General features: G+C 37.8%; 24 protein-coding genes and 21 tRNA genes. 34 read left to right on the top strand and 11 right to left on the bottom strand.

The window, feature by feature from the left end; translation table 11 throughout:
- Window positions 1-126 precede the first annotated feature (126 nt).
- From BQ6100_RS16675 to BQ6100_RS16570, 22 genes are all read left to right on the top strand, one after another.
- Window positions 127-203, top strand: a tRNA-Ile gene (locus tag BQ6100_RS16675).
- Window positions 204-218: 15 nt separating this feature from the next.
- Window positions 219-311 (top strand) — tRNA-Ser (locus BQ6100_RS16670).
- Window positions 312-947: 636 nt separating this feature from the next.
- A tRNA-Thr gene (locus tag BQ6100_RS16665) sits at window positions 948-1023 on the top strand.
- A gap of 332 nt (window positions 1024-1355) precedes the next feature.
- Window positions 1356-1431: transfer RNA gene (locus tag BQ6100_RS16660), tRNA-Lys, on the top strand.
- A gap of 19 nt (window positions 1432-1450) precedes the next feature.
- Window positions 1451-1532 (top strand) — tRNA-Leu (locus tag BQ6100_RS16655).
- An 8-nt stretch (window positions 1533-1540) separates the two neighbouring features.
- A tRNA-Gly gene (locus tag BQ6100_RS16650) sits at window positions 1541-1615 on the top strand.
- 7 nt (window positions 1616-1622) lie between these two features.
- Window positions 1623-1711 (top strand) — tRNA-Leu (locus BQ6100_RS16645).
- A 16-nt stretch (window positions 1712-1727) separates the two neighbouring features.
- Window positions 1728-1801, top strand: a tRNA-Arg gene (locus BQ6100_RS16640).
- Between the two features lie 7 nt (window positions 1802-1808).
- Window positions 1809-1885 (top strand) — tRNA-Pro (locus BQ6100_RS16635).
- 16 nt (window positions 1886-1901) lie between these two features.
- A tRNA-Ala gene (locus tag BQ6100_RS16630) sits at window positions 1902-1977 on the top strand.
- 24 nt (window positions 1978-2001) lie between these two features.
- Window positions 2002-2078 (top strand) — tRNA-Met (locus BQ6100_RS16625).
- A 156-nt stretch (window positions 2079-2234) separates the two neighbouring features.
- Window positions 2235-2311 (top strand) — tRNA-Ile (locus tag BQ6100_RS16620).
- 15 nt (window positions 2312-2326) lie between these two features.
- Window positions 2327-2419, top strand: a tRNA-Ser gene (locus tag BQ6100_RS16615).
- Window positions 2420-2575: 156 nt separating this feature from the next.
- Window positions 2576-2649: transfer RNA gene (locus BQ6100_RS16610), tRNA-Met, on the top strand.
- 7 nt (window positions 2650-2656) lie between these two features.
- A tRNA-Asp gene (locus tag BQ6100_RS16605) sits at window positions 2657-2733 on the top strand.
- Between the two features lie 166 nt (window positions 2734-2899).
- Window positions 2900-2972, top strand: a tRNA-Phe gene (locus BQ6100_RS16600).
- A gap of 20 nt (window positions 2973-2992) precedes the next feature.
- A tRNA-Gly gene (locus BQ6100_RS16595) sits at window positions 2993-3066 on the top strand.
- A gap of 9 nt (window positions 3067-3075) precedes the next feature.
- Window positions 3076-3152, top strand: a tRNA-Ile gene (locus BQ6100_RS16590).
- A gap of 19 nt (window positions 3153-3171) precedes the next feature.
- Window positions 3172-3246, top strand: a tRNA-Asn gene (locus tag BQ6100_RS16585).
- A gap of 10 nt (window positions 3247-3256) precedes the next feature.
- Window positions 3257-3347, top strand: a tRNA-Ser gene (locus BQ6100_RS16580).
- A gap of 13 nt (window positions 3348-3360) precedes the next feature.
- Window positions 3361-3432: transfer RNA gene (locus BQ6100_RS16575), tRNA-Glu, on the top strand.
- A 231-nt stretch (window positions 3433-3663) separates the two neighbouring features.
- Entirely contained in the window at window positions 3664-4413 is a 750-nt protein-coding gene (locus BQ6100_RS16570; protein ID WP_075982689.1) for a transposase, read from the top strand.
- 461 nt (window positions 4414-4874) lie between these two features.
- Here the strand turns inward: BQ6100_RS16570 and BQ6100_RS16565 are convergent, their stop codons facing one another.
- Window positions 4875-5804 (bottom strand): 1,4-dihydroxy-2-naphthoate polyprenyltransferase, encoded by a 930-nt coding sequence (locus BQ6100_RS16565; protein ID WP_075982688.1) that lies wholly within the window; start codon window positions 5802-5804, stop codon window positions 4875-4877.
- A 382-nt stretch (window positions 5805-6186) separates the two neighbouring features.
- Here BQ6100_RS16565 and BQ6100_RS16560 point away from each other — a divergent pair, with 382 nt between their 5' ends.
- The 6 genes from BQ6100_RS16560 (at window position 6187) to menC (ending at window position 13775) form a co-directional block, all read left to right on the top strand.
- Window positions 6187-7596, top strand: coding sequence for an isochorismate synthase (locus tag BQ6100_RS16560; protein ID WP_075982687.1), 1410 nt, complete (start codon window positions 6187-6189; stop codon window positions 7594-7596).
- A complete protein-coding gene (gene menD / locus BQ6100_RS16555; protein ID WP_075982686.1) occupies window positions 7593-9356 on the top strand; it encodes a 2-succinyl-5-enolpyruvyl-6-hydroxy-3-cyclohexene-1-carboxylic-acid synthase in 1764 nt (587 codons plus the stop codon). The genes BQ6100_RS16560 and menD overlap by 4 nt, the downstream gene beginning before the upstream one ends.
- Window positions 9353-10159 carry a 2-succinyl-6-hydroxy-2,4-cyclohexadiene-1-carboxylate synthase gene (gene menH, locus BQ6100_RS16550; protein ID WP_075982685.1) on the top strand — a complete coding sequence of 269 codons (807 nt, stop codon included), beginning with the start codon at window positions 9353-9355 and terminating at the stop codon, window positions 10157-10159. The genes menD and menH overlap by 4 nt, the downstream gene beginning before the upstream one ends.
- Window positions 10160-10251: 92 nt before the next feature.
- Window positions 10252-11070, top strand: a complete 819-nt coding sequence (menB, locus tag BQ6100_RS16545; RefSeq protein ID WP_075982684.1) for a 1,4-dihydroxy-2-naphthoyl-CoA synthase — start codon at window positions 10252-10254, stop codon at window positions 11068-11070.
- Window positions 11071-11182: 112 nt separating this feature from the next.
- Window positions 11183-12679 carry an o-succinylbenzoate--CoA ligase gene (locus tag BQ6100_RS16540; protein ID WP_075982683.1) on the top strand — a complete coding sequence of 499 codons (1497 nt, stop codon included), beginning with the start codon at window positions 11183-11185 and terminating at the stop codon, window positions 12677-12679.
- Complete coding sequence (gene menC / locus BQ6100_RS16535; protein ID WP_075982682.1) at window positions 12669-13775, top strand: o-succinylbenzoate synthase; 1107 nt, start codon at window positions 12669-12671, stop codon at window positions 13773-13775. Before BQ6100_RS16540 ends, menC begins: the two co-directional genes overlap by 11 nt.
- 56 nt (window positions 13776-13831) lie before the next feature.
- On the opposite strand, the gene BQ6100_RS16530 is transcribed toward menC, so the two are convergent.
- Together BQ6100_RS16530 and BQ6100_RS16525 are read right to left on the bottom strand one after the other, a co-directional pair.
- Window positions 13832-13987, bottom strand: coding sequence for a DUF1540 domain-containing protein (locus BQ6100_RS16530; RefSeq protein ID WP_075982681.1), 156 nt, complete (start codon window positions 13985-13987; stop codon window positions 13832-13834).
- An 86-nt stretch (window positions 13988-14073) separates the two neighbouring features.
- Window positions 14074-15021 (bottom strand): metal ABC transporter solute-binding protein, Zn/Mn family, encoded by a 948-nt coding sequence (locus BQ6100_RS16525; RefSeq protein WP_075982680.1) that lies wholly within the window; start codon window positions 15019-15021, stop codon window positions 14074-14076.
- Between the two features lie 210 nt (window positions 15022-15231).
- Between BQ6100_RS16525 and BQ6100_RS16520 the strand changes: the two genes are divergently transcribed.
- Complete coding sequence (locus BQ6100_RS16520) at window positions 15232-15795, top strand: beta-class carbonic anhydrase (protein WP_075982679.1); 564 nt, start codon at window positions 15232-15234, stop codon at window positions 15793-15795.
- On the opposite strand, the gene yidD is transcribed toward BQ6100_RS16520, so the two are convergent.
- The gene (gene yidD, locus BQ6100_RS16515; RefSeq protein WP_075982678.1) at window positions 15773-16027 is read right to left on the bottom strand and encodes a membrane protein insertion efficiency factor YidD; all 255 of its coding nucleotides are present in this window, start codon (window positions 16025-16027) and stop codon (window positions 15773-15775) included. The two genes, BQ6100_RS16520 and yidD, sit on opposite strands and share 23 nt — an antisense overlap.
- 212 nt (window positions 16028-16239) lie before the next feature.
- Here yidD and BQ6100_RS16510 point away from each other — a divergent pair, with 212 nt between their 5' ends.
- Window positions 16240-16713 carry an S-ribosylhomocysteine lyase gene (locus BQ6100_RS16510; RefSeq protein WP_075982677.1) on the top strand — a complete coding sequence of 158 codons (474 nt, stop codon included), beginning with the start codon at window positions 16240-16242 and terminating at the stop codon, window positions 16711-16713.
- Between the two features lie 62 nt (window positions 16714-16775).
- Here BQ6100_RS16510 and cls read toward each other — a convergent pair whose 3' ends face one another.
- The 3 genes from cls to BQ6100_RS16495 all read right to left on the bottom strand — a co-directional run bounded on the left by cls (window position 16776) and on the right by BQ6100_RS16495 (window position 18919).
- Window positions 16776-18224: a cardiolipin synthase gene (gene cls / locus BQ6100_RS16505; RefSeq protein WP_075982676.1), complete on the bottom strand. Its 1449-nt coding sequence runs from the start codon at window positions 18222-18224 to the stop codon at window positions 16776-16778.
- Between the two features lie 69 nt (window positions 18225-18293).
- A complete protein-coding gene (gene ytzI / locus BQ6100_RS16500; protein ID WP_075982675.1) occupies window positions 18294-18464 on the bottom strand; it encodes a YtzI protein in 171 nt (56 codons plus the stop codon).
- A 197-nt stretch (window positions 18465-18661) separates the two neighbouring features.
- The gene (locus BQ6100_RS16495) at window positions 18662-18919 is read right to left on the bottom strand and encodes a DUF6154 family protein (RefSeq protein ID WP_075982674.1); all 258 of its coding nucleotides are present in this window, start codon (window positions 18917-18919) and stop codon (window positions 18662-18664) included.
- 251 nt (window positions 18920-19170) lie between these two features.
- Here BQ6100_RS16495 and BQ6100_RS16490 point away from each other — a divergent pair, with 251 nt between their 5' ends.
- Both BQ6100_RS16490 and ytkD read left to right on the top strand, forming a co-directional pair.
- On the top strand, window positions 19171-19491 hold the full coding sequence (locus tag BQ6100_RS16490; RefSeq protein ID WP_075982673.1) for a hydrolase: 321 nt from the start codon (window positions 19171-19173) through the stop codon (window positions 19489-19491).
- 107 nt (window positions 19492-19598) lie between these two features.
- Complete coding sequence (ytkD, locus tag BQ6100_RS16485) at window positions 19599-20072, top strand: RNA deprotection pyrophosphohydrolase (protein ID WP_075982672.1); 474 nt, start codon at window positions 19599-19601, stop codon at window positions 20070-20072.
- 49 nt (window positions 20073-20121) lie between these two features.
- On the opposite strand, the gene BQ6100_RS16480 is transcribed toward ytkD, so the two are convergent.
- The 3 genes from BQ6100_RS16480 to BQ6100_RS16470 are packed head-to-tail and all read right to left on the bottom strand — an operon-like array spanning window position 20122 to window position 22725.
- Window positions 20122-20940 (bottom strand): ABC transporter permease, encoded by an 819-nt coding sequence (locus tag BQ6100_RS16480; RefSeq protein WP_075982671.1) that lies wholly within the window; start codon window positions 20938-20940, stop codon window positions 20122-20124.
- Window positions 20933-21697: an ABC transporter ATP-binding protein gene (locus BQ6100_RS16475; protein WP_075982670.1), complete on the bottom strand. Its 765-nt coding sequence runs from the start codon at window positions 21695-21697 to the stop codon at window positions 20933-20935. Before BQ6100_RS16475 ends, BQ6100_RS16480 begins: the two co-directional genes overlap by 8 nt.
- 26 nt (window positions 21698-21723) lie before the next feature.
- Complete coding sequence (locus BQ6100_RS16470; RefSeq protein ID WP_075982669.1) at window positions 21724-22725, bottom strand: ABC transporter substrate-binding protein; 1002 nt, start codon at window positions 22723-22725, stop codon at window positions 21724-21726.
- A 132-nt stretch (window positions 22726-22857) separates the two neighbouring features.
- Between BQ6100_RS16470 and BQ6100_RS16465 the strand changes: the two genes are divergently transcribed.
- Both BQ6100_RS16465 and BQ6100_RS16460 read left to right on the top strand, forming a co-directional pair.
- Window positions 22858-23640: an alpha/beta hydrolase family protein gene (locus tag BQ6100_RS16465; RefSeq protein WP_075982668.1), complete on the top strand. Its 783-nt coding sequence runs from the start codon at window positions 22858-22860 to the stop codon at window positions 23638-23640.
- A 34-nt stretch (window positions 23641-23674) separates the two neighbouring features.
- Window positions 23675-23917, top strand: a complete 243-nt coding sequence (locus tag BQ6100_RS16460) for a DUF2584 domain-containing protein (RefSeq protein WP_075982667.1) — start codon at window positions 23675-23677, stop codon at window positions 23915-23917.
- Between the two features lie 61 nt (window positions 23918-23978).
- On the opposite strand, the gene pckA is transcribed toward BQ6100_RS16460, so the two are convergent.
- Window positions 23979-25565, bottom strand: coding sequence for a phosphoenolpyruvate carboxykinase (ATP) (gene pckA / locus BQ6100_RS16455; RefSeq protein ID WP_075982666.1), 1587 nt, complete (start codon window positions 25563-25565; stop codon window positions 23979-23981).
- Window positions 25566-25810: the final 245 nt, after the last annotated feature.

The raw sequence follows: 25810 nt of genomic DNA, 5'->3' as shown, positions 1-25810 counted from the left end.
TGGTTAGAGCAACGAGCGAAGCATCCATGAATATTCTACGAGTTGTACCAATCGAATTGCTTCTTGATTAAGCTTTCTGAGATTGGGACAGACGAATTAAATGAATCTCAGGTGTAATAATTTTATGGACCTTTAGCTCAGCTGGTTAGAGCAGACGGCTCATAACCGTCCGGTCGTAGGTTCGAGTCCTACAAGGTCCACCAATTTTATAATAATGTGGAGGAATACCCAAGTCTGGCTGAAGGGATCGGTCTTGAAAACCGACAGGCGGGTTAAACCGCGCGGGGGTTCGAATCCCTCTTCCTCCGCCATCTTATTATTATCACCGAGGGGTGGAGCAACGAGCGTTACTTCATCGAATAATCTGCGAGTTGTACCGATCGATCTGCTTCTTGATTAGGCCTCCTGAGATCGGGACAGTCATAGTACAAATAAGATGCATAAATAAAATGAAATATAATATTATTATCGCGGGGTGGAGCAACGAGCGTTACCTCATCGAATAATCTGCGAGTTGTACCGATCGAGCCACTTCTTGATTAGGCCTCCTGAGATCGGGACAGTCATAGTACAAATAAGATGCATAAATGAAATATAATATTATTATCGCGGGGTGGAGCAACGAGCGTTACTTCATCGAATAATCTGCGAGTTGTACCGATCGAGCCANACCGAAATTGCTTCACTGAAATACTTCAGCGTACTGATCGAACTGCTGCTTGAATTAGCTTTCTGAGATCAGGACGACGTTAACTAACTGCGAGTCTAAAATAAAAATATCTTTTAAAAAATTTGCCGGCCTAGCTCAATTGGTAGAGCACGACCGAAATTGCTTCATCGAAATACTTCAGCGTACTGATCGAACTGCTGCTTGAATTAGCTTTCTGAGATCAGGACGACGTTAACTAACTGCGAGTCTAAAATAAAAATATCTTTTAAAAAAATTTGCCGGCCTAGCTCAATTGGTAGAGCAACTGACTTGTAATCAGTAGGTTGGGGGTTCAAGTCCTCTGGCCGGCACCACTTTTTGGTGAGAGCCATTAGTTCAGTCGGTAGAGCACGATCGAATATGCTTCTTTGAATAAGCTTCAGAGTACGCATTGAGCCGCTTCTTGAATAATCTTTCTGAAATGCGGACGTCGTAGATGCCAATACTTCAAAGATTTAATCAGTTTTTATAAATTATTATATTGAGAGCCATTAGCTCAGTCGGTAGAGCACGATCGAATATGCTTCTTTGAATAAGCTTCAGAGTACGCATTGAGCTGCTTCTTGAATAATCTTTCTGAAATGCGGACGTCGTAGATGCCAATACTTCAAAGATTTAATCGAGTTTTTATAAATTATTATATTGAGAGCCATTAGCTCAGTCGGTAGAGCATCTGACTTTTAATCAGAGGGTCGAAGGTTCGAGTCCTTCATGGCTCACCATTTCTTTAAACTATATAATGCGGGTGTGGCGGAATTGGCAGACGCACCAGACTTAGGATCTGGCGCCGCAAGGCGTGGGGGTTCGACTCCCTTCACCCGCACTTCATCTGCGGAAGTAGTTCAGTGGTAGAACACCACCTTGCCAAGGTGGGGGTCGCGGGTTCGAATCCCGTCTTCCGCTCCAATATAATGCCGGGGTGGCGGAACTGGCAGACGCACAGGACTTAAAATCCTGCGGTAGGTGACTACCGTACCGGTTCGATTCCGGTCCTCGGCACCACTTTTCTTATCATAATGCGCCCGTAGCTCAATTGGATAGAGCGTCTGACTACGGATCAGAAGGTTATGGGTTCGACTCCTGTCGGGCGCGTTTATTTCGGGAAGTAGCTCAGCTTGGTAGAGCACTTGGTTTGGGACCAAGGGGTCGCAGGTTCGAATCCTGTCTTCCCGACCATTAATATTCTTCTTTTGGGGGCTTAGCTCAGCTGGGAGAGCGCCTGCTTTGCACGCAGGAGGTCAGCGGTTCGATCCCGCTAGTCTCCACCAAAAATCCTATTAAAATTATATATTGGCGGCGTAGCTCAGCTGGCTAGAGCGTACGGTTCATACCCGTGAGGTCGTGGGTTCGATCCCCTCCGCCGCTACCAATAATAATTAGTATGGACCTTTAGCTCAGTTGGTTAGAGCAACGAGCGAAGCATCCATGAATATTCTACGAGTTGTACCAATCGAATTGCTTCTTGATTAAGCTTTCTGAGATTGGGACAGACGAATTAAATGAATCTCAGGTGTAATAATTTTATGGACCTTTAGCTCAGCTGGTTAGAGCAGACGGCTCATAACCGTCCGGTCGTAGGTTCGAGTCCTACAAGGTCCACCAATTTTATAATAATGTGGAGGAATACCCAAGTCTGGCTGAAGGGATCGGTCTTGAAAACCGACAGGCGGGTTAAACCGCGCGGGGGTTCGAATCCCTCTTCCTCCTCCACTTATTTAATACCATTATCGCGGGGTGGAGCACGTTCGAATATACTTCTTCGAATACTCTACAGCGCACCGATTGAGTCGCTTCTTGAATCTTCTTTCTGAAATCGGGGCGGTCTTTCTATAAAAGCATGAATAACATTAATAATAATATTACTATCGCGGGGTGGAGCAGTCTGGTAGCTCGTCGGGCTCATAACCCGAAGGTCGCAGGTTCAAATCCTGCCTCCGCAATCGCAATGGTCCGGTAGTTCAGTTGGTTAGAATGCCTGCCTGTCACGCAGGAGGTCGCGGGTTCGAGTCCCGTCCGGACCGCCATTTTAAATATTTCAAAAGTGGCTTGTAGCTCAGTCGCTAGAGCACGACCGAATAAGCTACGAAGCGAAGGCATCAGCGCACAAAACGAGAAGCATCTCGAATAAGTTTTCTGAGTTTTGGGCGAAGGACGAAGGAAAACTAAATTGTAGGATTATATAATATTTATGGCTCAGTAGCTCAGTCGGTAGAGCAAAGGACTGAAAATCCTTGTGTCGGCGGTTCGATTCCGTCCTGAGCCACCTTCTTTACCAAAGAATTTGCGGGTGTAGTTTAATGGTAAAACCACAGCCTTCCAAGCTGTTGTCGTGGGTTCGATTCCCATCACCCGCTCCAAACATATATGGGCCTATAGCTCAGCTGGTTAGAGCGCACGCCTGATAAGCGTGAGGTCGATGGTTCGAGTCCATTTAGGCCCACCATAATATCATTAATTCTCATTCCGCGGTAGCTCAGTGGTAGAGCAATCGGCTGTTAACCGATCGGTCGTAGGTTCGAATCCTACCCGCGGAGCCATTTATTTTATGGGGAAGTACTCAAGAGGCTGAAGAGGCGCCCCTGCTAAGGGTGTAGGTCGGGTGACCGGCGCGAGGGTTCAAATCCCTCCTTCTCCGCCATAAAAATATTCACGGCCCGTTGGTCAAGCGGTTAAGACACCGCCCTTTCACGGCGGTAACACGGGTTCGAATCCCGTACGGGTCATACAGAAAAACTGTTGAATTTATTTCAGCAGTTTTTTTGTTTTGCGTAATTAATAATTAAATTTTGATTTGTGATATTTCATTCAAAATAGTTAGGCTCTATACTGAATGTGGTGTCCTCATTACTATCAATATTTTGACGATTCTCTAAAAAACTGCAAAAAAATAACATCCAACTCTCTCTTTTTGATACCTTTAAGTTGGCGACAAAAAGATAAAGGAGAGAGTATGGATGCAAGAACATCTTATCATAGAACTGTTAGGAATTAAAGATAAGAAAGTGGAGCTATTTGATTTTCAGGTGGAGGATCAAGAGTATCGTGTTTGGCTCCAAACCATGCAGCAAAGTCACAGATGCCCAACATGTAAAGCAAGAACGAAAAGAGTTCATGGGTATCGAACTCAAACAATTCAAAGCCGCTTGATTGAAGATAAATCGGTTAAAATCTATCTTAAAAAGAGACGTTATTTATGCACAAACTGCCATTGTACTTTTTACGAAAGTCTTTCTTTTGTTGGCCGTTACCAGCGCCATACCTATTCTTTAGAACAACAAGCCTTAACCTATGTGGGAGATCATTCTTTTAAATCTGCGGGTCTGATGGTGGGGTTAAGCACTAACCGGGTTTTACGACTCTTTGATAAACGTAAAATTAAGGCAACCCGTGTTCTTCCAAAGGTTATTGCGATTGATGAGTTCAAGGGGGACGCAGATAAAGAGAAATTCCAAACAATTGTTGTAGATGTTCAAGATAAAAGAATCATCGATGTTTTACCAGACAGACGAAGTAAGACCATTGAAAATTATTTTAAGCAATTTGACACAGGTAGAGTACAAGTGGTGGTAATGGACTTATCTAAAGGGTTTAAAGAAGCCGTCCGTAAGGCTTTAGGAAATCCTTTGATAGAAGCTGATCGATTTCATTACATGCGTCAGTTCTACTGGGGATTAGATAAAGTTCGAAGAGAAATTCGTAGCTGAATTACTATTGAACAAGGCTGCATTTTAATGGATTGAATATTCATAAATAATTTATTGCAATAAATTTTTTATTGCATTAGAGGGTGAGTTTATGGAAATTGGAGGTTGGTCTTCATGGCAAGTTTTTACCTTGATCTTTTGTATTGTCACTGTATTTGCCATCGTTAGTAAGAGTAATAATGACAAAAAACAAGATAAATAATATTAAACTTTGGGATTACAGAAAAATGATGATAACTTTTTGTTCACTTCTATGTAGGTAGAGTGGGCTATTTTTTTCGGCTAAAAAGAGTAGTTATATCTAATTTGAAGGAAAACGGTATGTAAAATAATTCGATTTTCCAATACATAAAAAATCCTTTGTTAATCAATATAACTTTACCCTTATTAAAAAGGCAAAAAAGGAAAAGCTTGTTAGCTTCTCCTTTTTCCTCATTGAATTATTTAAATTGAAGGGATTATCATACAATTGTACCAATCAATAATCCACATGATAGTAACAATCCAAAGAATGTATTGGTTTGTGCTGTTGCCTTCATGGCTGGAATCATTTGAATTGGCATGGTCTTCCCGATGAATCCCTTAATTGCCTTAATTGCTTTTGGAGCACTTAAGACAACGATTAAGAGCCATGGTGATGCAATACCTAATAGGATTAATAATAGTACAAAAAGGTAAGAAACACTGAACATTGCAGCTAGTAAATAAATTGCTTTTTGTCTTCCTAGTAAAATAGCAACCGTCTTTCTTCCAAACTCTTTATCTCCATCTAAATCTCGAATGTTATTAGCGAGTAAAATGGCACCAACGAGAAAGAAAATTGGGATAGAAAGGAGAATACTAAATGCTGTAACATTACCAGTCTGTATGAAAAATGAAATTAAAATAATGAGCATACCCATAACAAAACCAGCCATAATCTCTCCGAATGGGGTATAGGCAATTGGCATTGGGCCTCCAGTATACAAATAGCCAATTCCCATGGCAATAAGACCTACTACAGCAAGCCACCAACTGGAATTCATACAAATATAAACCCCAATAAGAATCGACATTCCATAAAGACCTAATGCAAGCATCAAAACAGTTTTCGGTTTGAAACCATCTCGGACGATGGTCCCTCCGATTCCGACTGACTCCTCATTATCTAAGCCTCTAACATAATCGTAATACTCATTGAATAGGTTTGTGGCAATTTGAATGAGTAAACTAGCTATTAGCATGGCTACGAATAAACCATAATGTATATCAGTATCATATAGTGCTAATGCAGTTCCGAGTAGTACAGGTACAAAAGATGCAGTAAGTGTATGTGGTCGAGTCATCTTCCACCATACTCTCCAACCTTTGTTTACTACAGGTGAAGAACTAGTCTGCATTTGCGTTTGCATAAATCTCTCCCCTTTAGTTTCATAATGAAATTTTCTCTGATATTCTTTTGTGAAAATTATTTTGAAATATATTTTTGTCTATTTCGTTACAATTTTAAGTTTAGGTAATATAATTAAAGGTGTCAATGGCAATTTTCTTCCGTACAGAGGTATTTTGGTTTATATTTAATCATTGATTTCACTTCTAATTTTAATGATTTTACTTTTATAGAAAAGTTCTTTTAGTGGATAGAAGAATAGCAAGAAAATACTGATATATAATAAAGAAAAAACTAGGCTAAACCAACCACGATTATTGACATAATTACGTGTTGCAGTGTATCTTAGAATAAGTCTAAATAGGTAGGATAACAGTTATTTGCTGTTATTTGGAGGGATTTTTTTGGTTACCATACAAGATGAAGAATTAAAAGAAGGGATCCAAGAAGCGATAAAAAGAGCTAATTCCCAGTCTAAGTCTGTTTTAGTAAGTGAGGTACAAAAAATTAACTATATAGACCCCCTCGCTTTTTTTGCATCAGCTCATAGGAGGTACATGGGGGAACGATTTTTTTGGAAAGAAAATTCTAGTAAAACATCTTTTATTGGGATTGGAATATGTAAACAAATACAGTCGGATCAGGACACTGACCGCTTTTTTCATGTTGAAAAAGAGTGGAAGCGCTTCATAGATGATGCGATCATTTATAATGAGTTCTCTATGAGTGGAACAGGCCCATTAATGTTTGGCGGCTTTTCATTTGATCCTTTAAAGGAAAAAACAGAGTTATGGTCTAAATTTGATGATACGCTTTTCCATATACCTAAATTCTTATTAAGTATTGTTGACGGGGAAGCCTTTCTTACAACCAATATACTATGCAATCAGCATGATGATGACTCTCGGTTATATGAAAGTGTGTTAGTAGAAAGATCAAAGCTTCTGCAATCTGTGAATCCTGTCACTTTTATGGAAGAGGCAGCACTTATTGAAAAAAGAGAGATAAATCCTGAAGAATGGAAGAGAACTGTCACTAGCCTTGTTCAACGCCTGAATAAAGGAGTACTGAAGAAAACCGTTTTAGCTAGGGAATTAAGGCTTTATTTTGATAGAAGGATCTCGGTGGAAAATGTCTTAAAACAATTATTAAAAGAACAAGAAGATAGCTTTGTTTTTGCTTTTGAAACCGGAGGAGATTGCTTTCTTGGTGCCTCACCAGAGAGACTGGTGAAAAAGACAGGTTCAACTTTATTGTCCACTTGCTTAGCCGGGTCTATCGGAAGAGGTGAAAATCAAGTAGAGGATGAAGAGCTAGGAAAGGTGCTATTATCTGATCCAAAGAATTTAAAGGAGCACCAGTTTGTCGTCGATATGATAAAGGATGCAATGGATGAAGTCTGTATTAGATTAGAGATACCGAAACAACCTGAATTACTAAAGGTTAGAGATATTCAGCATTTATATACCCCTGTAATTGGGATATCAAAGAAAGACACATCACTCTTTGAACTTGTTGAAAGAATGCATCCTACCCCTGCATTAGGAGGTTTGCCAAAGCAAGAGGCAATAGAAACTATAAGAGAAATAGAAGAGCTAGATCGAGGTTTTTATGGTGCGCCTATCGGCTGGATGGATTACAAGGAAGACGGTGAATTTGCAGTTGCCATACGGTCCGCATTAATCCAAGGTGATGAAGCCTCCCTATTTGCTGGTTGTGGAATTGTTAAAGATTCAAACGCAGAAAGTGAATATCTAGAAACCAATATGAAATTCATACCGATGCTATCTGCCCTTGGAGGAATGAAAAAATGAATCACCAAGAATCATTGACATCTTATATATCAGCCTTTGTAGCGGAGTTAGTGAATTGTGGAGTTAAGGATGTTGTCGTAAGTCCTGGTTCTCGCTCTACCCCAATTGCAATGGTTATGGCAGAGCATAAAGATCTTCATGTTCATATTCATGTGGACGAGCGCTCTGCTGCCTTTTTTGCTTTAGGAATTGCAAAGGTGACCCATAAGCCGGTGGCGATTCTATGTACATCTGGTACAGCTACCGCTAACTATTATCCAGCTATTGTAGAAGCTCATTATTCTAGGGTGCCTTTAATCGTCTTAACGGCTGATCGACCACATGAATTGAGGGATGTAGGAGCTCCGCAAGCAATTGACCAGATTCATTTGTATGGTCAGCATGTTAAGTGGTTTGTTGAAATGGCTCCACCAGAAGGAACCATTGAAATGGTTCGTTATGCTCGAAATACATGTGCTCGAGCAGCTGCAGTAGCATTACAGTCTCCTGCAGGTCCAGTCCATTTAAACTTTCCTTTGCGAGAACCTCTTATTCCTGATCTGGACCGCGAGGATTTGTTTACATTTAAAGATCGTACTGAACGATATGTACAGATTGAGAAAACAAAGTATGGTTTAAATGAACAACAGATAGAGTATTATGCAAAGCTTTTTGATCAATATGAAAAGGGAATAATTGTATGTGGATCGATGAATGAATCTGGACAGTTTCCTGAAAAAGTTATTAGTCTTTCTGAAAAACTAAATTATCCTATCATTGCTGATCCATTATCCCAGTTGAGAAGTGGGAAGCATTCAGGCAAAAATATTATTGATACATATGATACATTTCTAAGAAACGAAGACGCAAAGCTTGCTTTAAAACCAAATATTGTTATACGGTTTGGGGCTATGCCGGTTTCTAAAGCATTAACGATCTTTATTAAAGAAAGTCTTGAAGCTCGTCAAGTCGTCATTGATGGTGGTGGAGGGTGGCAAGACCCTTCTCTTTTATCAACAGATATGGTTTATTGTGATGAGGAGGATTTTTGTCAATCAATTTCAGATCATTTATCATCAGCAAATAATAACCAGGTAGATTATTTACAAAAATGGCAAGAAATCAATACCCTTACAAAGGATCATTTAACAAAAATAAATGATATCACTGAATTGAATGAAGGAAAGGTATTTTACAAGCTTGCAGAAATGCTTCCAGATGGAGCTACCCTATTTGTTGGGAATAGTATGCCGATTAGAGATTTGGATTCCTTTTTCTTTCATAACAACAAATCCATTAGAATCCTAGCTAATAGGGGGGCAAATGGAATTGATGGGACGGTTTCAACTGCATTGGGTGCAGCATTGGAATCTCAACCCCTTTATTTGGTACTTGGTGATCTAACGTTTTTCCACGACCTTAATGGATTAATCGCATCAAAGCTTTATAACATAAATATCAAAATTATTTTAATCAATAATAATGGTGGAGGAATCTTTTCTTTTCTCCCTCAGTCTAACCATCCTAAGAACTTTGAGTTATTATTTGGAACCCCTTTAGACTTAGATTTTAAGCACTCAGTTACTATGTTCAATGGGATTTTTGATAGAATTACAGACTGGGATCATTTTTCAACCTCATTATTGCAAAAATTGGGGAATCACGGACTTCACGTGTTGGAAATTCCGACAAATAGAGATGAAAATTTACAGGTCCATCGAAATTTGTGGAAAAATGTTTCCTGGGAAATAAGTCGAATACTGACTGGTGAAAAAGAATGAAAATTGTCATCGACAGCATTCGTTACCATGTCGATACTTGTGGTGAAGGCTTTCCTCTCCTATTACTACATGGTTTTACAGGAGATAGCTCTACATGGATGGATTTTTGTGGTCAATGGGGTCAACATTCTTCCTTACTGGCTTTAGATATTATTGGTCACGGTAAAACAGATGCTCCAGAGAATGTAGAAAAATACAATATTTTGAGGGCCGCAGATGATCTCCAGCAAATATTAGAGAAGAACCATATCGAAAAAACAGATATTCTTGGTTATTCGATGGGTGGTAGACTAGCATTAACCTTTGCTGTGAAATATCCTCATATGGTTAGAAAATTAATTCTTGAAAGTGCTTCCCCTGGTTTAGAAACTGTAGAGGAAAGAAAGCAAAGAATGAATCATGATGGAAAATTGGCTGATTTTATTAAAAAAAATGGTATAGAAGCCTTTGTAAAGTACTGGGAAAATATCCCTCTTTTTGAGAGTCAAAAAAGGCTGTCGGATTCTGTTCAATTAAGTATTCGACAGCAGCGCTTAAATAATTCAATTACTGGATTAACAAACAGCTTGTTCGGAATGGGTACTGGGTCACAGCCGTCTTGGTGGGATCAGCTTTGTCATTTAGAAATGGATATTCTTTTAATTACTGGCTCAATGGATAAAAAATTTTGTCGTATTGCAGACAATATGCAAAATAAGCTCAAAAAAGCAAGAATGGTGACAGTAGAAAACTGTGGGCATGCAATTCATGTGGAGAAACGCGAGAAATTTGGTACAATAGTAAGTGAGTTTTTGTCGTATTAATCAAGGGGTTATGTTGAATAAGGGGATGTCAGCTATTTTTCAACAATCCTAATGAACAATACAAATTTAAATTATATGAGGAGGAATTTTTGATGGCAGTAGAATGGGTTGCAGGTCGTCAGTATGAAGAAATTATTTATGAGACATACAACGGTATTGCAAAAATTACAATTAACAGACCTCATGTACATAATGCATTTACACCAAGGACTGTAATGGAACTAATCGATGCTTTCGCTTATGCAAGGGATGATTCCAATGTAGGGGTTATCATATTAACTGGGGCTGGAGACAAAGCCTTCTGTTCTGGTGGAGATCAAAAGGTTCGTGGCCATGGTGGATATGTTGGGGAAGATCAGATTCCTCGGTTGAACGTATTAGATTTACAACGTCTCATTCGTGTAATTCCAAAGCCGGTTATTGCAATGGTTAAGGGTTATGCGATTGGTGGAGGTCATGTTCTTCACATTGTTTGTGACTTAACGATTGCCGCAGATAACGCCATTTTCGGACAAACTGGGCCTAAGGTTGGAAGCTTTGACGCGGGTTATGGTTCAGGCTATTTAGCGAGAATTGTCGGACATAAAAAGGCACGCGAAATTTGGTATTTATGTCGCCAGTACAATGCTCAGGAAGCATTGGATATGGGCTTAGTCAACACTGTTGTTCCGCTTGATCAGGTGGAGGATGAAACAATTAAATGGTGTGAGGAAATTTTAGAAAAGAGCCCAACAGCTATTCGTTTTATAAAAGCCGCTATGAATGCAGACACCGACGGCCTTGCAGGTATTCAACAATTTGCAGGGGACGCTACTTTGCTTTACTATACAACAGATGAAGCCAAGGAAGGTCGCGACGCATTTAAAGAAAAACGTAGTCCTGACTTTGGTCAATTCCCACGTTTTCCTTAATATTTAGTACAATCAAGCTTGGTGGGATCTCCCATCAGGCTGTTTTTTTAAATAATAATAATCCATTCGACATCATTCGAGTAAAACTTTAGCAAAGAGAAGGAGATTGAAATTGGAAGATCAACAGCTGCCAAATTTCTTGGTTAAACGAGCTTTCCTAACACCTAATCGTCCAGCTTTACAATTTAACAACCAAGAATACTCATTTCATGACCTTTACGAAAGGGCATATCAAATTGCAGGGCAAATCACCGCAAAAAATGTCCAAAAGGACGACTATGTAGCGGTTATGTTAAGTAACCACGAGGATACAATATTTATTTACTTAGCATTACAATTGATTGGTGTTAAGACTGTAATATTAAACTATCGGTTATCTGTAGATGAAATTATATGGCAAATGAAGGATTCGAGGTCAACTCTTTTAATTACAGAAGAAAAATATGACGAATCATTTAAGAAAATCAATCAAATCGACAATTCACTTCCTATCATAAAAAAGGAAGAATTATTTTGTCATGAATGGATTGAACCAATCATTAATGAATTAGTTCAAAGTAACGATGTATGCTCAATTATGTATACCTCAGGTACAACCGGTTATCCAAAGGGCGTACTCCAAACATATGGTAATCACTGGTGGAGTGCGATCGGATCTGCCTTGAATTTAGGACTAACGGAAAAGGATTGTTGGCTCTGTGCGGTCCCATTGTTTCATATTAGTGGTTATTCAATTTTAATGAAAAGTCTAATCTATGGCATGAAGATAATTTTACATGAATCATTTAGTGAAGTGGAAGCAATTAAAGAAATTCAATCAGAGAATGTGACGATTATGTCGGTAGTGAGCACGATGGCGTCAAGAATGGTTGAAAAATTAGGTGATGAAAAATTCCCACCAACCTTTAGATGCTGGCTATTAGGAGGGGGACCTGCCCATTTATCATTGCTAGAGAAATGTGTAGAAAAAAATATTCCTGTTTTTCAAACGTATGGAATGACTGAAACCTCTTCTCAAATTGTCACATTGTCTCCAGAAGATAGTATAAAAAAATTAGGTTCAGCAGGGAAGCCATTTTTCGCTTCACAAATAAAAATAGTTGATTCTAATGGAACCCCGGTAAAGGCAAATGAAGCAGGGGAGATTCATGTAAAGGGGCCAAATGTGACGATAGGGTATTTGAATAAACCTACGGAGACTAGCGATAAGATAAAAGAAGGCTGGTTAGCTACTGGTGATATTGGCTATCAAGATGATGAAGGTTTTTTATATGTACTTGATAGAAGGTCAGACTTAATTATTTCTGGTGGAGAAAATATTTATCCTGCTGAAATAGAAGGAGTTCTTACCTCTCACCCAAACGTTCAAGATGCCGGGGTAATTGGGATTGAAGATGTAGAATGGGGACAGAAACCAATAGCCTTTGTACGCCCAAAAGAGAAAATAACTGAAGAAGACCTTATCCATTATGTAAGAGAAAGGCTTGCGAAATTCAAGGTCCCAAAACGAATATATTTTGTTGAAGAAATACCAAGAAATGCGGCGAAAAAGCTTTTAAGAAGAAAGCTTAAGGAGATGCTGGAGAAAGGAGCTCTCCATGAAGATTGAGAAAATCAATATAAAAGTAATCAAAATGAGAATGAAAACCCCTTTTATTACACATTTGGAAACTGTGACCCACCGAGAAGCCATTATTATCGAGGTTATTAATAAGGAAGGGCTGAAGGGTTATGGGGAGGTAGTAGCCTTTTCATCTCCCTGGTATACTGAGGAAACTATCAAAACAAGTTATCATATGTTGAAGGATTTCTTTATTCCTGCCATACAAAAGTCTGAGATTCAGCATCCAAATGATTTGTTTCCAATTCTATCAAGGTTTAGAAGAAATCATATGGCTAAAGCAGGCTTAGAAATGGCATTTTGGGATTTGTATGCCAAGGCACAGAATATCTCCCTTTCAAAATTACTTGGTGGAACAAAACAGAAAATTCCCTCTGGGGTTGTGGTTGGGGCAAAAACAATCAAAGAGGCGTTAATGCAAATAGAGAAGTTTCTTATTGATGGGTACAAAAGGGTGAAAATCAAAATTAGCCCTAAAAATGATATTCAGCTTGTGTCAGAGATTCGTAAACAGTATCCCGGATTAGAATTAATGGCTGATGCGAATTCTGCCTACTCTCTTGAACAAATCAATCACTTGAGGGCATTGGATGATTTTGATTTGTTAATGATTGAGCAACCACTTCAATTTGATGATATAGTCGATCATGCAGTTTTACAAAGGCAATTGAAAACACCAATATGTTTAGATGAGAGTATAGTAACTTTTGATGATGCAAGGAAGGCTATTGAACTTGGAAGCTGCAGAGTAATTAATATTAAGATGGGAAGAGTTGGAGGAATTCAAACGGCAAAGAAGATTCATGACTTTTGCTTGGAACGAAACATTCCAGTCTGGTGTGGGGGAATGCTTGAATTTGGAGTGTCAAGGGCACATAATATTGCCCTTGCATCCTTACCTGGGTTCACCATTGCTGGAGATATCTCTGCATCAAGCCGCTACTGGGACGAGGATATTATTTCACCCGAGGTAACTGTTAGTAGGGGGATGATTGATGTCCCAGCTGAGCCTGGAATTGGTTTTCATATTAATGAGAAGAGGTTGAAGGAAGTATTAGTAACAGAAGAATGCTTTCACCTTTAAGAAAAAAGGCTTTAGACCATTATCCGTTTTGGAAGATGGCCTAAAGCCTTTTCATTTTAACTCAAAGGTTGAAATGTTTTGCAATCCGTTTCCTTTGAAGTATCTGCTTGTTCTCCTGTTTGGCTAACTACATAAATTTGATTAGCTCCACAAAGGTTTCCATCCTCCCAAAAGGCACAGTTATTTACCTCACATAAAACATCCTTTGCCAACTTGTATCACTCCTTTATACGGGATACATCATTAGGATATGAAGGTTTGTTCTCACACATACTTGAGAATGGATGGAAGTAATCAATTATTGAAGAGCCTTTTCAAGTGCATCTAAATTATCGTACATAATTGTCATATAATTTCTGTCTTTCTTAATGTCTTCATCTGTTAATACCGATAAATTGTGTAAGGTTAACGGCTTTGCACCAATTTCATTTTGGACAATCTTAGTAAGCTTGGAAGTGACATTCTGCTCAAAGAAAATATACTTAATATTTTTATCCTTTGCAATTGCGATAATTTGTTTCAATTCCTTTTGAGATGGTTCACTGGAAGTTGATAAACCGGATATACTTGTTTGCTTTAGATGATATCGATTTTCCCAATAACCAAAAGCTGCATGAGATACAATGATCTCTTTGTTATTGGCTTTAGCAATCACATCTTCGTAGCGTGCATCCAATTTGTCTAATTCATCTAGAAGCTTTTTACTATTGGCAGCAAATTCCTTCTCATGCTTAGGCATGGCTTTTATTAGTTCTTTTTCAATTACTTGAACCATATCCTTTGAATAGACTGGGTCCAACCAAATGTGTGGGTTTACGTCCCCATGATCATGACCATCTTCTTCCTCGTGATTTTCTTCTTTTGAGGAATCTGAATCCATGTGTACCTTTTCACCTGCTGCAACTAATCGAACTTGTTCATTTTTTAATGTATCCTTAGTACTTTCAACAAAGCCTTCTAACCCAAAGCCAATGTAAAAAAATAAATCGGAATCAGCTAACTTCATCATATCCTTTTGCGTTGGTTCAAATGTATGCTCATCAGCTCCAGGAGGATATACTGTGTTTGCCTCAACCCATTTTCCACCTATTCTTTCGGTGAAATATTGTAATGGGTAAACCGTTGTATATACGATGAGCTTATCCTTGTTTCCTGCTTTTTTAGTATTAGTTGGGTTAGAGCACCCAGAAATAATAAAGATTACACTAATAAATAATAAGATAAGGGCGGTAAATTTATGTTTCATTTAAATCTCCTCTCGAAAGACACAAAATCCAACTCTTTATAAAATTCCCCAATTTAAAAATTAAAAAAATATAATCCGTAATCATTACGATTTAATATTGATAATCTTACATAAAAATATTTTAAAAATCAAGGGCTAAAGATTGTCTAATTTTGTCTTAATTATGTATTCTATATGAATAAGGAAAAATTTATTAGAGGATGTGATTTGGTGAGTCTTTTAGATGATATCTTGGAATATAATCAACATTTTGTAGAAGAAAAGAAATATGAAGAGTTCGCGACCACGAAATATCCCCAAAAGAAAATGGTCATTTTATCATGTATGGATACACGTCTTTTAGAACTATTGCCAAAAGCACTAAATCTCAGTAACGGGGATGTGAAATTAGTAAAGAATGCAGGGGCACTTGTTTCGCACCCATTTGGAAGTATCATGCGTAGTATATTAATAGCTGTTTACCAATTGCAAGCCCATGAGGTTTTGGTCATCGGTCATCATGATTGTGGGATGAGTGGAATGAAATCAGAGGATGTCATTCAAGGAATGATGGATAGGGGCATCGACCAAGAAACATTAGATACCTTAAATTATTCCGGAATTGATATTCATAAATGGCTTCACGGGTTCGATAATGTTTCTGAGAGCGTAGCCCATAGTGTTGCTATGATTAGAAACCATCCTTTGCTACCAAATGACGTTCCGGTACATGGATTGGTGATTGATCCCGAAACAGGTAAATTAGATCTTGTCACAAATGGTTATGACCTTTAGACGTTTTTGAATTCGTTTTTTCAGGAACCGGGTCAAAGCCCCCTGGGTGAAGCGGGTGACATTTTAATATTCTTTTGATAGTCAGCCATCCTCCCTTTAGTGGCCCGAAACGTTTAATGGCCTCAAGTCCATAATGAGAGCATGTAGGGTAAAAACGGCAAGTCGGTGGTTTTAATGGTGAGATAGCAATTTGATAAAACCGTATCAAAGCCACCATGAGTTTCTGAATCATTATTGGACATCTCTCTTTCTTCTTATTACAAAAATCATATCACATTTCAACAACATTCGTCTAAAAATGGAAATTCGTATTGTCCTGATGAATTTACTTGGAATTTACGCTATAATAAGAGTGGGTTTTTAGGAAACATTATTGTATCTTGGAATGAACTTTAATTAAAATCTCCTAGAGATACAACCATAAATATATAGGAGTGATGATAAATGCCTTCAGTAGAAAGCTTTGAATTAGATCATAATTTAGTAAAAGCACCATATGTAAGACATTGCGGAGTTCATAATGTTGGCTCAGATGGAATTGTGAATAAGTTTGACATTCGCTTTTGCCAACCAAATAAACAATCAATGAAACCAGATGCCATTCATACATTAGAGCATCTATTAGCTTTTAATATTAGAAAATATAGCGCAAAATATGATCATTTTGATATTATTGATATTTCACCAATGGGTTGCCAAACTGGCTTTTACCTTGTGGTAAGCGGTGAACCAACAGTAGAGGAAATTATCGATTTATTGGAAGATACTATGAAGGAAGCAGTTGAAATCACTGATATTCCAGCTGCAAATGAAAAGCAATGCGGACAAGCAAAGCTTCATGATCTTGAAGGAGCGAAGCGTTTGATGCGTTTTTGGCTTGAACAAAGCAAGGAAGATTTGAAACAGGTCTTTGCTTAAAAACCAATTACTATCATGAAAAAAGGATGTCACACAGGGAATTCTCCTGAGACATCCTTTTTTTATAGAATGGGTGCAATCAGCCTTGAAATAGATTCCTTAAAGCGAATAATTAATGGTCTTTGCATATATTTTTTCATGGTTAGCTCATAGGATAATTGTACGTCCTTTCTAAAGCTGTCTGTTAGCCTTCTAGCAGTTGTTTTGTGATAAATAAAGGCATTTACTTCAAAATTCAACCGGAAGCTTCTAACATCAATATTGGCTGTCCCAACAGAGGAAATTTTCCCGTCAACCACGATCATCTTAGAGTGGATAAAGCCATTATCATAAATATATACTTTAGCACCCGCCTTTAGCATTTCACCAATATAGGAATAGGTAGCCCAGTAAACAAACATATGGTCAGGTTTATTTGGAATCATAATTCGAACATCCACTCCTGACAATGCAGCGATTCGAAGTGAGTCCAACAAGCTTGCATCCGGAATAAAATAAGGTGTTTGAATATAGACTGATCTTCTTGCAGATGAAATCATTTTAATGTATCCGTTTTTAATTTGCTCCCATTCAGAGTCAGGTCCACTTGTTACGATTTGCATGCTCACTGTACCTGTCGAATCCTCTTCAGGAAAGTAGTTAGCTTCGTAATTAATATCATGTCGATAAGAGGCTTGATTCCAATCAAGAATAAATCTAGTTTGAATTGCATGAACAGCTGTCCCGGTTATTCGTAGATGTGTGTCCCGCCAATATCCAAATCTTTTATTTAGACCAAGGTATTCATCGCCGACATTAAATCCCCCAACATAACCAATTTTTCCATCTATGATTACTAGCTTTCGATGATTACGGTAATTCATTCTTAGATTGAAAAACCGAAAACGCGATGGGAAAAAGACCTCCACTTCCCCTCCAGCCTCTCGCAAGTTTTTAAAAGCCTTTTTGGGAATTCTTCGGGATCCCAATTCATCATAAAGGATTCTGACAGTAACCCCTTCCTTTGCCTTCCTTGTTAAGGCTTCGATGACTTCTTTTCCAATCCCATCATTTTTAAAAATATAGTATTGCAAGTGAATATGGTTTTTTGCTGATTTAATATCCTTCAAAAGGGAAGTGAATTTTTCTTGTCCATCGGTAAATATTTTAACTCGATTGTCTTGGGTAAGTACGGCGTCGTTATTCATAAGGAGCATATGAATCATATCCCGACTGCTCTTTGCTGTATCACTTCGAAACTCAAATTCATTCCCCTCTAACTGTTGAATTTGACTTGAAATTAACTGCTCAATTCCAACCTTCTTTTTATCCTCCCATTGAAACAAGCGACTTCGAGTTAGATTTTGACCTAATAATAAATATAAAAAAAATCCTAAGCCAGGTATGAAAAAAAGGACTAGCAACCATGCCCAAGTAGAACCTGCATCTCTTCGTTCTAGAAAAATAACGATGGCCGCTAATAATACGTTCACGAGAAAAATAATCCCCACTAATATTGTAAAGATATTCATTGAAATACCTCACTACTTTTGAGGAGCATACCAATTGGGGGGATACCCCCAAATTAGTATGGTCTTCATTTATTGGTTATGACTGATGGAGTCATCATTAGTTCGATCCTTTTGAATATTCGGATTATCTTCTACAGGATCGACCGTGTGTTTGTAAGTATATGCCTTAGATGTCGTTAACACAGCCAGTAATAAAACAACTAATACAATAATTATTGAAATGATTAAAACAATTTTCATATTCATCCCCCCACTTGCCAATATTTTAACATAAATTAGCTATATTGATGGGATATTTGTCCAAGGTCATCACTTAAACGCAATCTTATTAACATAAAAATTGATAATCAATGTGGTAAACAGAATCAAAATATAGACAAAAGAAAAAGAGGCAGATATATCAATCTGTCTCTTTCTAAGATATGGAATGTTATGTATTAATGTAAATGCCCCTGGTTGTTGTAGGAAGCCTTTTTTTGCCCATATTCTTCTTGAGCAAATTTTCCTTTTAAGCTCTCAATTAAATAAATCCCAATCAAGTTATATAGCTCTTGATCATTTAAATCATGGATCATCTTTAATAAATCATCTCTTGTCATTTCTTCTAAAAATGCAAAAGCTAATAGATCAATATCTTCCTCATCACCCGTAAGCTTATTGCGATAAAGCTCATATAAATCATCAATTATTTTCACTTGGGTGGCCTCCTTTAATAAGGGAAAATTATTTAAGATATTCTGTTTATAGAAATAATGAACGAAAGAAAGATTATTTTCAAGTAAAAGCACCTTAAAAAGATTGTTTTCTTTTCATTATATTTAGTGAATCCCCTTGATTAGAAGTTTTATACAAAAATAAAGAAACCATATGGAATAATCCGCAATGGAATAAAACTTATTTTTTGTGGGAAACGATTATTAAGGAAGAAAAAGAGGAGTGTACTGGGATGTCCAATCAGAAAAAAACTTATTACATTGAAGTTGGTTCAGGTCAAATATCGCAAAGTAGTTCGGATTCACCTTGGAATTTTAAAATTGAAGCGACTGATGATGAAATTATTGCTTTAAGAGAACTTTTTGATCAAAATTATTCAACTGAATGGCAAAACTTTTTTAGAGCTCATGTTCCCTATGTCCAATATCATTATGATCGTGAAAACGATAGCTATGACAGAAATTTAATAGATATTTATCAAATGATTTATAAGCTTGGCGATGAACCAGCAAAACAGCATATTCAAGGCATGGGGATATTAGACAAGGGCTAATTGGAGCATAGTTACCAGAAAAAGATGGAGTAAAATAGCTGCCTTTTGTTATGTTTTTTCTAACACGATATAATAGGATTAACACTATTTTGGGAGAAGAGATTCATATGGAGAACTTTAAAGATGCATACGGAGGAGATGTTTGTCTTTCTTTTCATCGACATTCCTTTAAACAAAGACCAGAGCATGTATTGATTATCTGCCGATATCAAAAGAAGTGGCTTTTGACGAATCATAAGGAGCGTGGCTTAGAGTTTCCGGGTGGAAAGCTAGAGATGGGTGAAACACTTGAAGAGGCAGCAGCCCGTGAGGTATTCGAGGAGACTGGTGCAATCATTAGAAAATTAGAGTATATTGGTGAGTACGAAGTAAAGAGCCAAAATCAATCATTTGTCAAAGCGATTTTTTCTGCTGAAGTGGAAAGGCTTGAAAAGACAGAGACCTATTTTGAAACAAATGGTCCAGTGCTTGTAGGTGACCAATTGTTAGAGGAACGATTTCATTCCCAATACAGTTTCATAATGAAGGATGAGGTCGTTGCTAGAGCGATAGAATATATAGAAAAACAAAAACAGAGGTGACCATCATAAGGGGTACCTCTGTTTCTTTGTATATGGTGGTAATTCATAATTAATTGTTCTTTATCAATTTTTTCTCAAGTAGTTCGACAAGCTGATACATGATGGTTGCAAAAACGGCAATAATTAACAGCGACATTAGAACAAGGGAGAAATTAAACACTTGGAAACCATAAATGATGAGATACCCGAGACCCCTTTCTGATACAAGGAATTCCCCAACGATTACCCCAACCCAAGATAATCCGACATTTACCTTTAAAGTAGAAATAATCGTTGGAAAGGATGCAGGTAATATTGCCTCCTTAAAGCTTTGAAATCGGCTGGCCCCAAATGTTTGTAAAACTTTTAAATAGTTTGGGTCAACTTCTTTGAAAGACGTATAAACAACAATCGTTGTAATGATAACTGATATTATAGCACCCATTGCCACAATCGAACTAAAGGTTGGACCTAATGCTACGATTAGGATTGGGCCTAGAGCGACCTTAGGCATAGCATTTAAGATCACTAAGTAAGGGTCCAAAATTTTCTGGAGGAATGGGGACCACCATAAAAGAGCTGCTAACAATGTACCAAGAAGGGTCCCTAAAATAAATCCAAGAATCGTTTCAAAAAGAGTTGCACTAAGATGGGATAAAATTGTGCCATCTTGAATCTTATCAGTAAGTAATACCCAAATCTTTGAAGGTGAACTAAAGATAAGAGGATCAATCCATTTCTGACGACTAGCTATCTCCCAGCCGGAAAAAAATAAGACAAAAATAATCAATTGATAAAATCTTACCCATCTTTTTTCCCGATTTAGAGCTTGAATATACTTTTCATGAAGGAGTTTGATATTACTCGAAGTAGAAGTTGAATTATTCAATTGACTCCAACTCCTTCCATATTATTTGAAATATTTCCGAATAGCTTTCATGATTACGGGCATGAAAAGGAGACAGGTCACGAAGCTCTCGAGGAACAGTGAATATTTGAAATATCCTGCCTGGTCGTGCAGAAAGAAGGTAAATCCGGTCGCTCATCGCAATAGCTTCTCCGATATCATGGGTAACTAGAATTGCTGTCTTATTAAAGGCTTTAAGTGTGTTTGATACAAGATCCTCTAGGTTTAACTTCGTTTGGTAGTCTAATGCTGAAAATGGTTCATCCAATAGCAATAGCTTTGGGTCAGTAGATAAGGTTCTGACAAGGGCTACCCTCTGTCTCATGCCACCAGATAATTGTTTTGGGTACTGGTCTTCAAAGCCCTGGAGTCCCATTTGTTTGAGTAAATTCAGTGAATACTCTTTGCTACTCTCATTTAAGCGATTCCCTAGTTTTAAGCCTAATAAAATATTTTCCTTTATTGTCTTCCAAGGAAAAAGATAATCTTGTTGAAGCATATATCCAATTTTATTTCCGGAATCCTTGATGGGTTTGTTTTCAAGTGTGACAATTCCTTCACTTGGCTCAATTAATCCGGAAATGATAGAGAGTAAGGTGGTTTTACCGCATCCACTTGGACCAAGAAGGGAAATAAATTCTCCTTCCGAAACATCAAGTGAAATATCGGAGAGAGCCGTTGTTGCTGTGCTTTTTGAAAAATAGGAGTGTTGAACCCCTTCTAGTTTTAAAAAATTCATGTCACGGCCTCCTTTTATGTGGAAAGCTATTTAATAACATCCTTTGCAATGTCTGTATTAACTAAGGTAGTGTAATCTACACGTTTAGGAAGGTCACCAGCTTCATCCATAATATTTTGTAGATTGTTCCATTCTTCCTCATCTAATATAGGGTTTGTTGCATATGATCCTTGTTTTTTATAGCGATCAACAACCTTTTCGATTAGGTCGAGTTCAGTATCCTCAAAGAATGGTTGGATGGCCTCAGCTGTTTCCCTAGCACTATGAGTATCCACCCATTGTTGGGCTTTATAAATCGCACGAGTGAATTTTTCAATGGTTTCTTTGTTCTCTTTTAAATAACTGCTCTTTGTCATAAAGGTAGTATAAGGGACATGACCTGATTCTGTTCCAAATGAAGCGACGATATGGCCTTTTCCTTCTTGTTCAAAAATGGAAGCGGTTGGTTCAAATAATTGGACAAAGTCCCCAGTTCCGGAGGCAAAAGCTGTAGAAATGTTGGCAAAGTCAATATTTTGGATGAGTTTCAAATCTTGTTGTGGATTGATTCCATGCTTTTTCAAAACAAATTCACCGACCATCTGTGGCATACCACCTTTTCGTTGACCAAGGAAAGTGGTACTCTTCAATTGATCCCAAGAGAAGTGATCAATTTTTTTGCGGGATACAAGGAAGGTTCCATCTGTTTGTGTGAGTTGAGCAAAGTTGATTACTGTATCACTGGATCCTTGGGCATGAACATAAATGGAAGTCTCAGATCCAACTAATGCGACATCAGCTCCGTCTGATAGAAGAGCAGTCATTGTTTTGTCTCCTCCAGGGACCGTTGTCACCTTGACCTTAAGACCTTCGTCTTCAAAAAACCCCTTTTCTACTGCTACATATTGAGGAGCATAGAAGATGGAGCGGGTAACCTCAGCGACACGAACATTTTTTAAAGTTTTTTCCTCTTTGCTACAGGCTGCAATAGGTATAATAAGGATGGCAATGATAAGAAATGAAAAGCCAATTTTAAACCACTTTTTCATAGATGTGTCCTCCTAGCTTCATGTCTTTTGATATGAATATTTAACATATCGTATGAAGGTTAATAAAAATGTGTGAATGCCTATGTCACATTAGGATTTGTTCTAGAAAGTCTTTTAAAGGAGTATAATTTCATGAAAATAGTAAATAAACAACGTTTTCCTTCGCCAAATCCCAACATTGAACTATCGATTGTCACCTATTTATCTGATGGCTTAAGAGTAAAAGGTCTGTTAGCTGAACCGAAGGAGGAACAAGTAAATAATGGTCTTCTTTATTTACGAGGGGGAATTAAGAGTGTAGGTATGGTTCGACCAGGGAGAATAGTCCAATTTGCCTCGGAAGGCTTTGTTGTTTTTGCTCCTTTTTATAGAGGGAATCAGGAGGGCGAGGGGAACGAGGATTTTGCCGGGGAAGACCGAGAAGATGCCTTCTCTGCCTTTCGTCTTCTACAAGAGCATCCATGTGTCAAACATATTCACCTATTTGGGTTTTCTAGAGGTGGAGTAATGGCTTTGTTAACAGCTATTCAATTTCGTAAGAATGTTTCTTCCCTTGTCTGTTGGGGTGGAGTGACGGATATGTTCTTGACCTATGAAGAACGGGTCGATTTAAGAAAAATGATGAAAAGGGTAATTGGCGGGACTCCGAATAAATTTCCTGAACGATATCGGTATCGTACACCATTGTATTTTTTAGAGGATATATTTGCTCCAACATTAATCATACATGGAATGAAAGATCAAAATGTTTCCATTGAACATTCATACCGTCTTGAAAATGGATTGAAAGCATTAGGAAAAGAGGTCGAATGCTGGTACTTTAAAGAATTTACTCATTACTTCCCACCAGCAACGAATCGAAAAGTATTATCAGATTTAACGAAATGGATGAAAAACAAAAGTAACTCATGTTAAAATAACGAGTAAGAAATAATTTGGGGTGATGTTCATGGGAATGCCTTTAGAACTAAACACGATGATTGTTACAAAGGGAAGAGAAGAACGGTTGGAGGAAAATCTATTTTCACTTGTCAAAGAAGGATATCGCCTATATCCAATTGCAATTCCTTTAGAGGTTAAGCGCACGATTGACGGAGATTTAAATGGAACAGCTTTAATTCAGAAGGTTGAGTGGGAAAAAAATCAAACCAAAATTACATACCAGTTAGTGTCTTTAAATTCAACAAATTAAGCATAATTCAAAACAAAAAAGCAACTGCATTAAGCAATTGCTTTTTTTGTTTTCTAGTCCATTAGGCAATCGGTCCGCCTTTTTCTTCAATATCAGCGGCAACGCTTGAGAATTTTTTGAAGTTATTACGGAATTTATCTGCTAATTCCTTAGCTTTTGCTTCATATGCCTTTGCATCAGACCATGTTTTGTTTGGCTGAAGAACTTCATCAGGTACACCTGGGACATGGATTGGAATATTCAATCCAAAAATTTCGTCTTGAACCGTTTCGACATGGTTTAGTTCACCTTCAAGAGCAGCTTGAATCATTGCACGGGTATAGGAAAGCTTCATGCGGCTTCCAACGCCGTATTCTCCACCTGTCCAGCCCGTGTTAACTAGGTAAACTCTGGCATTTTGTTCATCAATTTTGTTTCCTAACATTTCCGCATAACGAGTTGCAGGAAGCGGAAGGAATGGTGAACCATAGCAAGTTGAGAAGGTTGCTTCTGGTGATGTTACTCCACGCTCAGTACCTGCAAGCTTAGATGTGTAACCACTTAAGAAATGGTACATTGCTTGCTCCTTGGTTAATTTAGAAATTGGAGGCAGAACTCCAAAGGCATCAGCGGTTAAGAATACGATAGTATTAGGATGTCCTGCAACGCTTGGATCCACAATATTACCAATTGCTTGAAGTGGATATGCAGCACGTGTATTTTCAGTTAATGTGCTATCATCATAGTCAGCAATACGAGATTCATTATTCACGATTACGTTTTCTAATACTGCCCCGAAACGGATGGCATCAAAGATTTGGGGTTCTTTCTCTCGAGATAGATTGATACATTTGGCATAACAACCACCCTCAATATTAAACACACCATTAGATGACCAGCCATGCTCATCATCACCGATCAAACGGCGGTTTGGATCCGTTGATAACGTGGTTTTTCCTGTACCTGACAAACCAAAGAATAATGCGACATCTCCCTCTCTACCAACATTTGCAGAGCAATGCATAGAGAGAACTCCTCGTTCAGGTAGTAAATAGTTCATGACAGAGAAAATACATTTCTTCATTTCCCCGGCATATTCAGTACCCCCGATTAAGACAGTACGTCTTTCAAAGGAAATCATAATGAATGTTTCAGATTTAGTCCCATCAATGGCAGGATCTGCTTTAAAGTTTGGTGCAGTAATAACGGTGAACTCTGGAGTATGTGCCAATAGTTCTTCTTCTGTTGGACGGATGAATAATTGATGAACAAAAAGGTTGTGCCAAGCATACTCATTAATTACTTGAATTGGAAGGCGGTATTCTTTATCTGCTCCTGCAAAGCCTTTAAAAACAAATACTTCTTCTTTGTCTTTTAAATAGTTAATTACTTTATTATAAAGGCGATCAAAAACTTCTTCTGATACTGGTTGATTTACACTGCCCCAGTCCACTTTGCTCTTAACTGAAGCTTCCTCAACAATGTATTTATCCTTAGGTGAACGCCCTGTATATTTTCCAGTTGTAGCACAAACAGCTCCTGTTGATGATAAAGACCCCTCTTTACGTCTTAACACTTTTTCCACTAATTGTGGAACGGATAATTGAATTTGAATGTTATTTCCCTTTAACAATTCGTTTAATTGGTTGGATATCCCTACTGAGTTCATATGATGAATACCTTCCTTTTTCCATTTTTTTGAAAGTGAATGCATCTCTTAAATAGTATAACACATTAACATAAATAATCTATACTAATTTATTGAACATTTCGTGTATCGTTACAAAATTGTAACAATTCGGTGATTTTATAATATTCCAATTATTATTATGATATTAACAATTGTTCTGTATGGAATGTTTAAATTGAATGCTTCTGGATGTTTTTAAAAAATTTTCGAAGGAAGATATTAGA

Source organism: Bacillus massilinigeriensis (genome assembly GCF_900117315.1).
GTDB classification, from domain to species: domain Bacteria; phylum Bacillota; class Bacilli; order Bacillales; family Cytobacillaceae; genus Bacillus_BE; species Bacillus_BE massilionigeriensis.
Note: the sequence above shows the minus strand (reverse complement) of the source record. Positions and strands in the feature narration are given on the sequence as shown.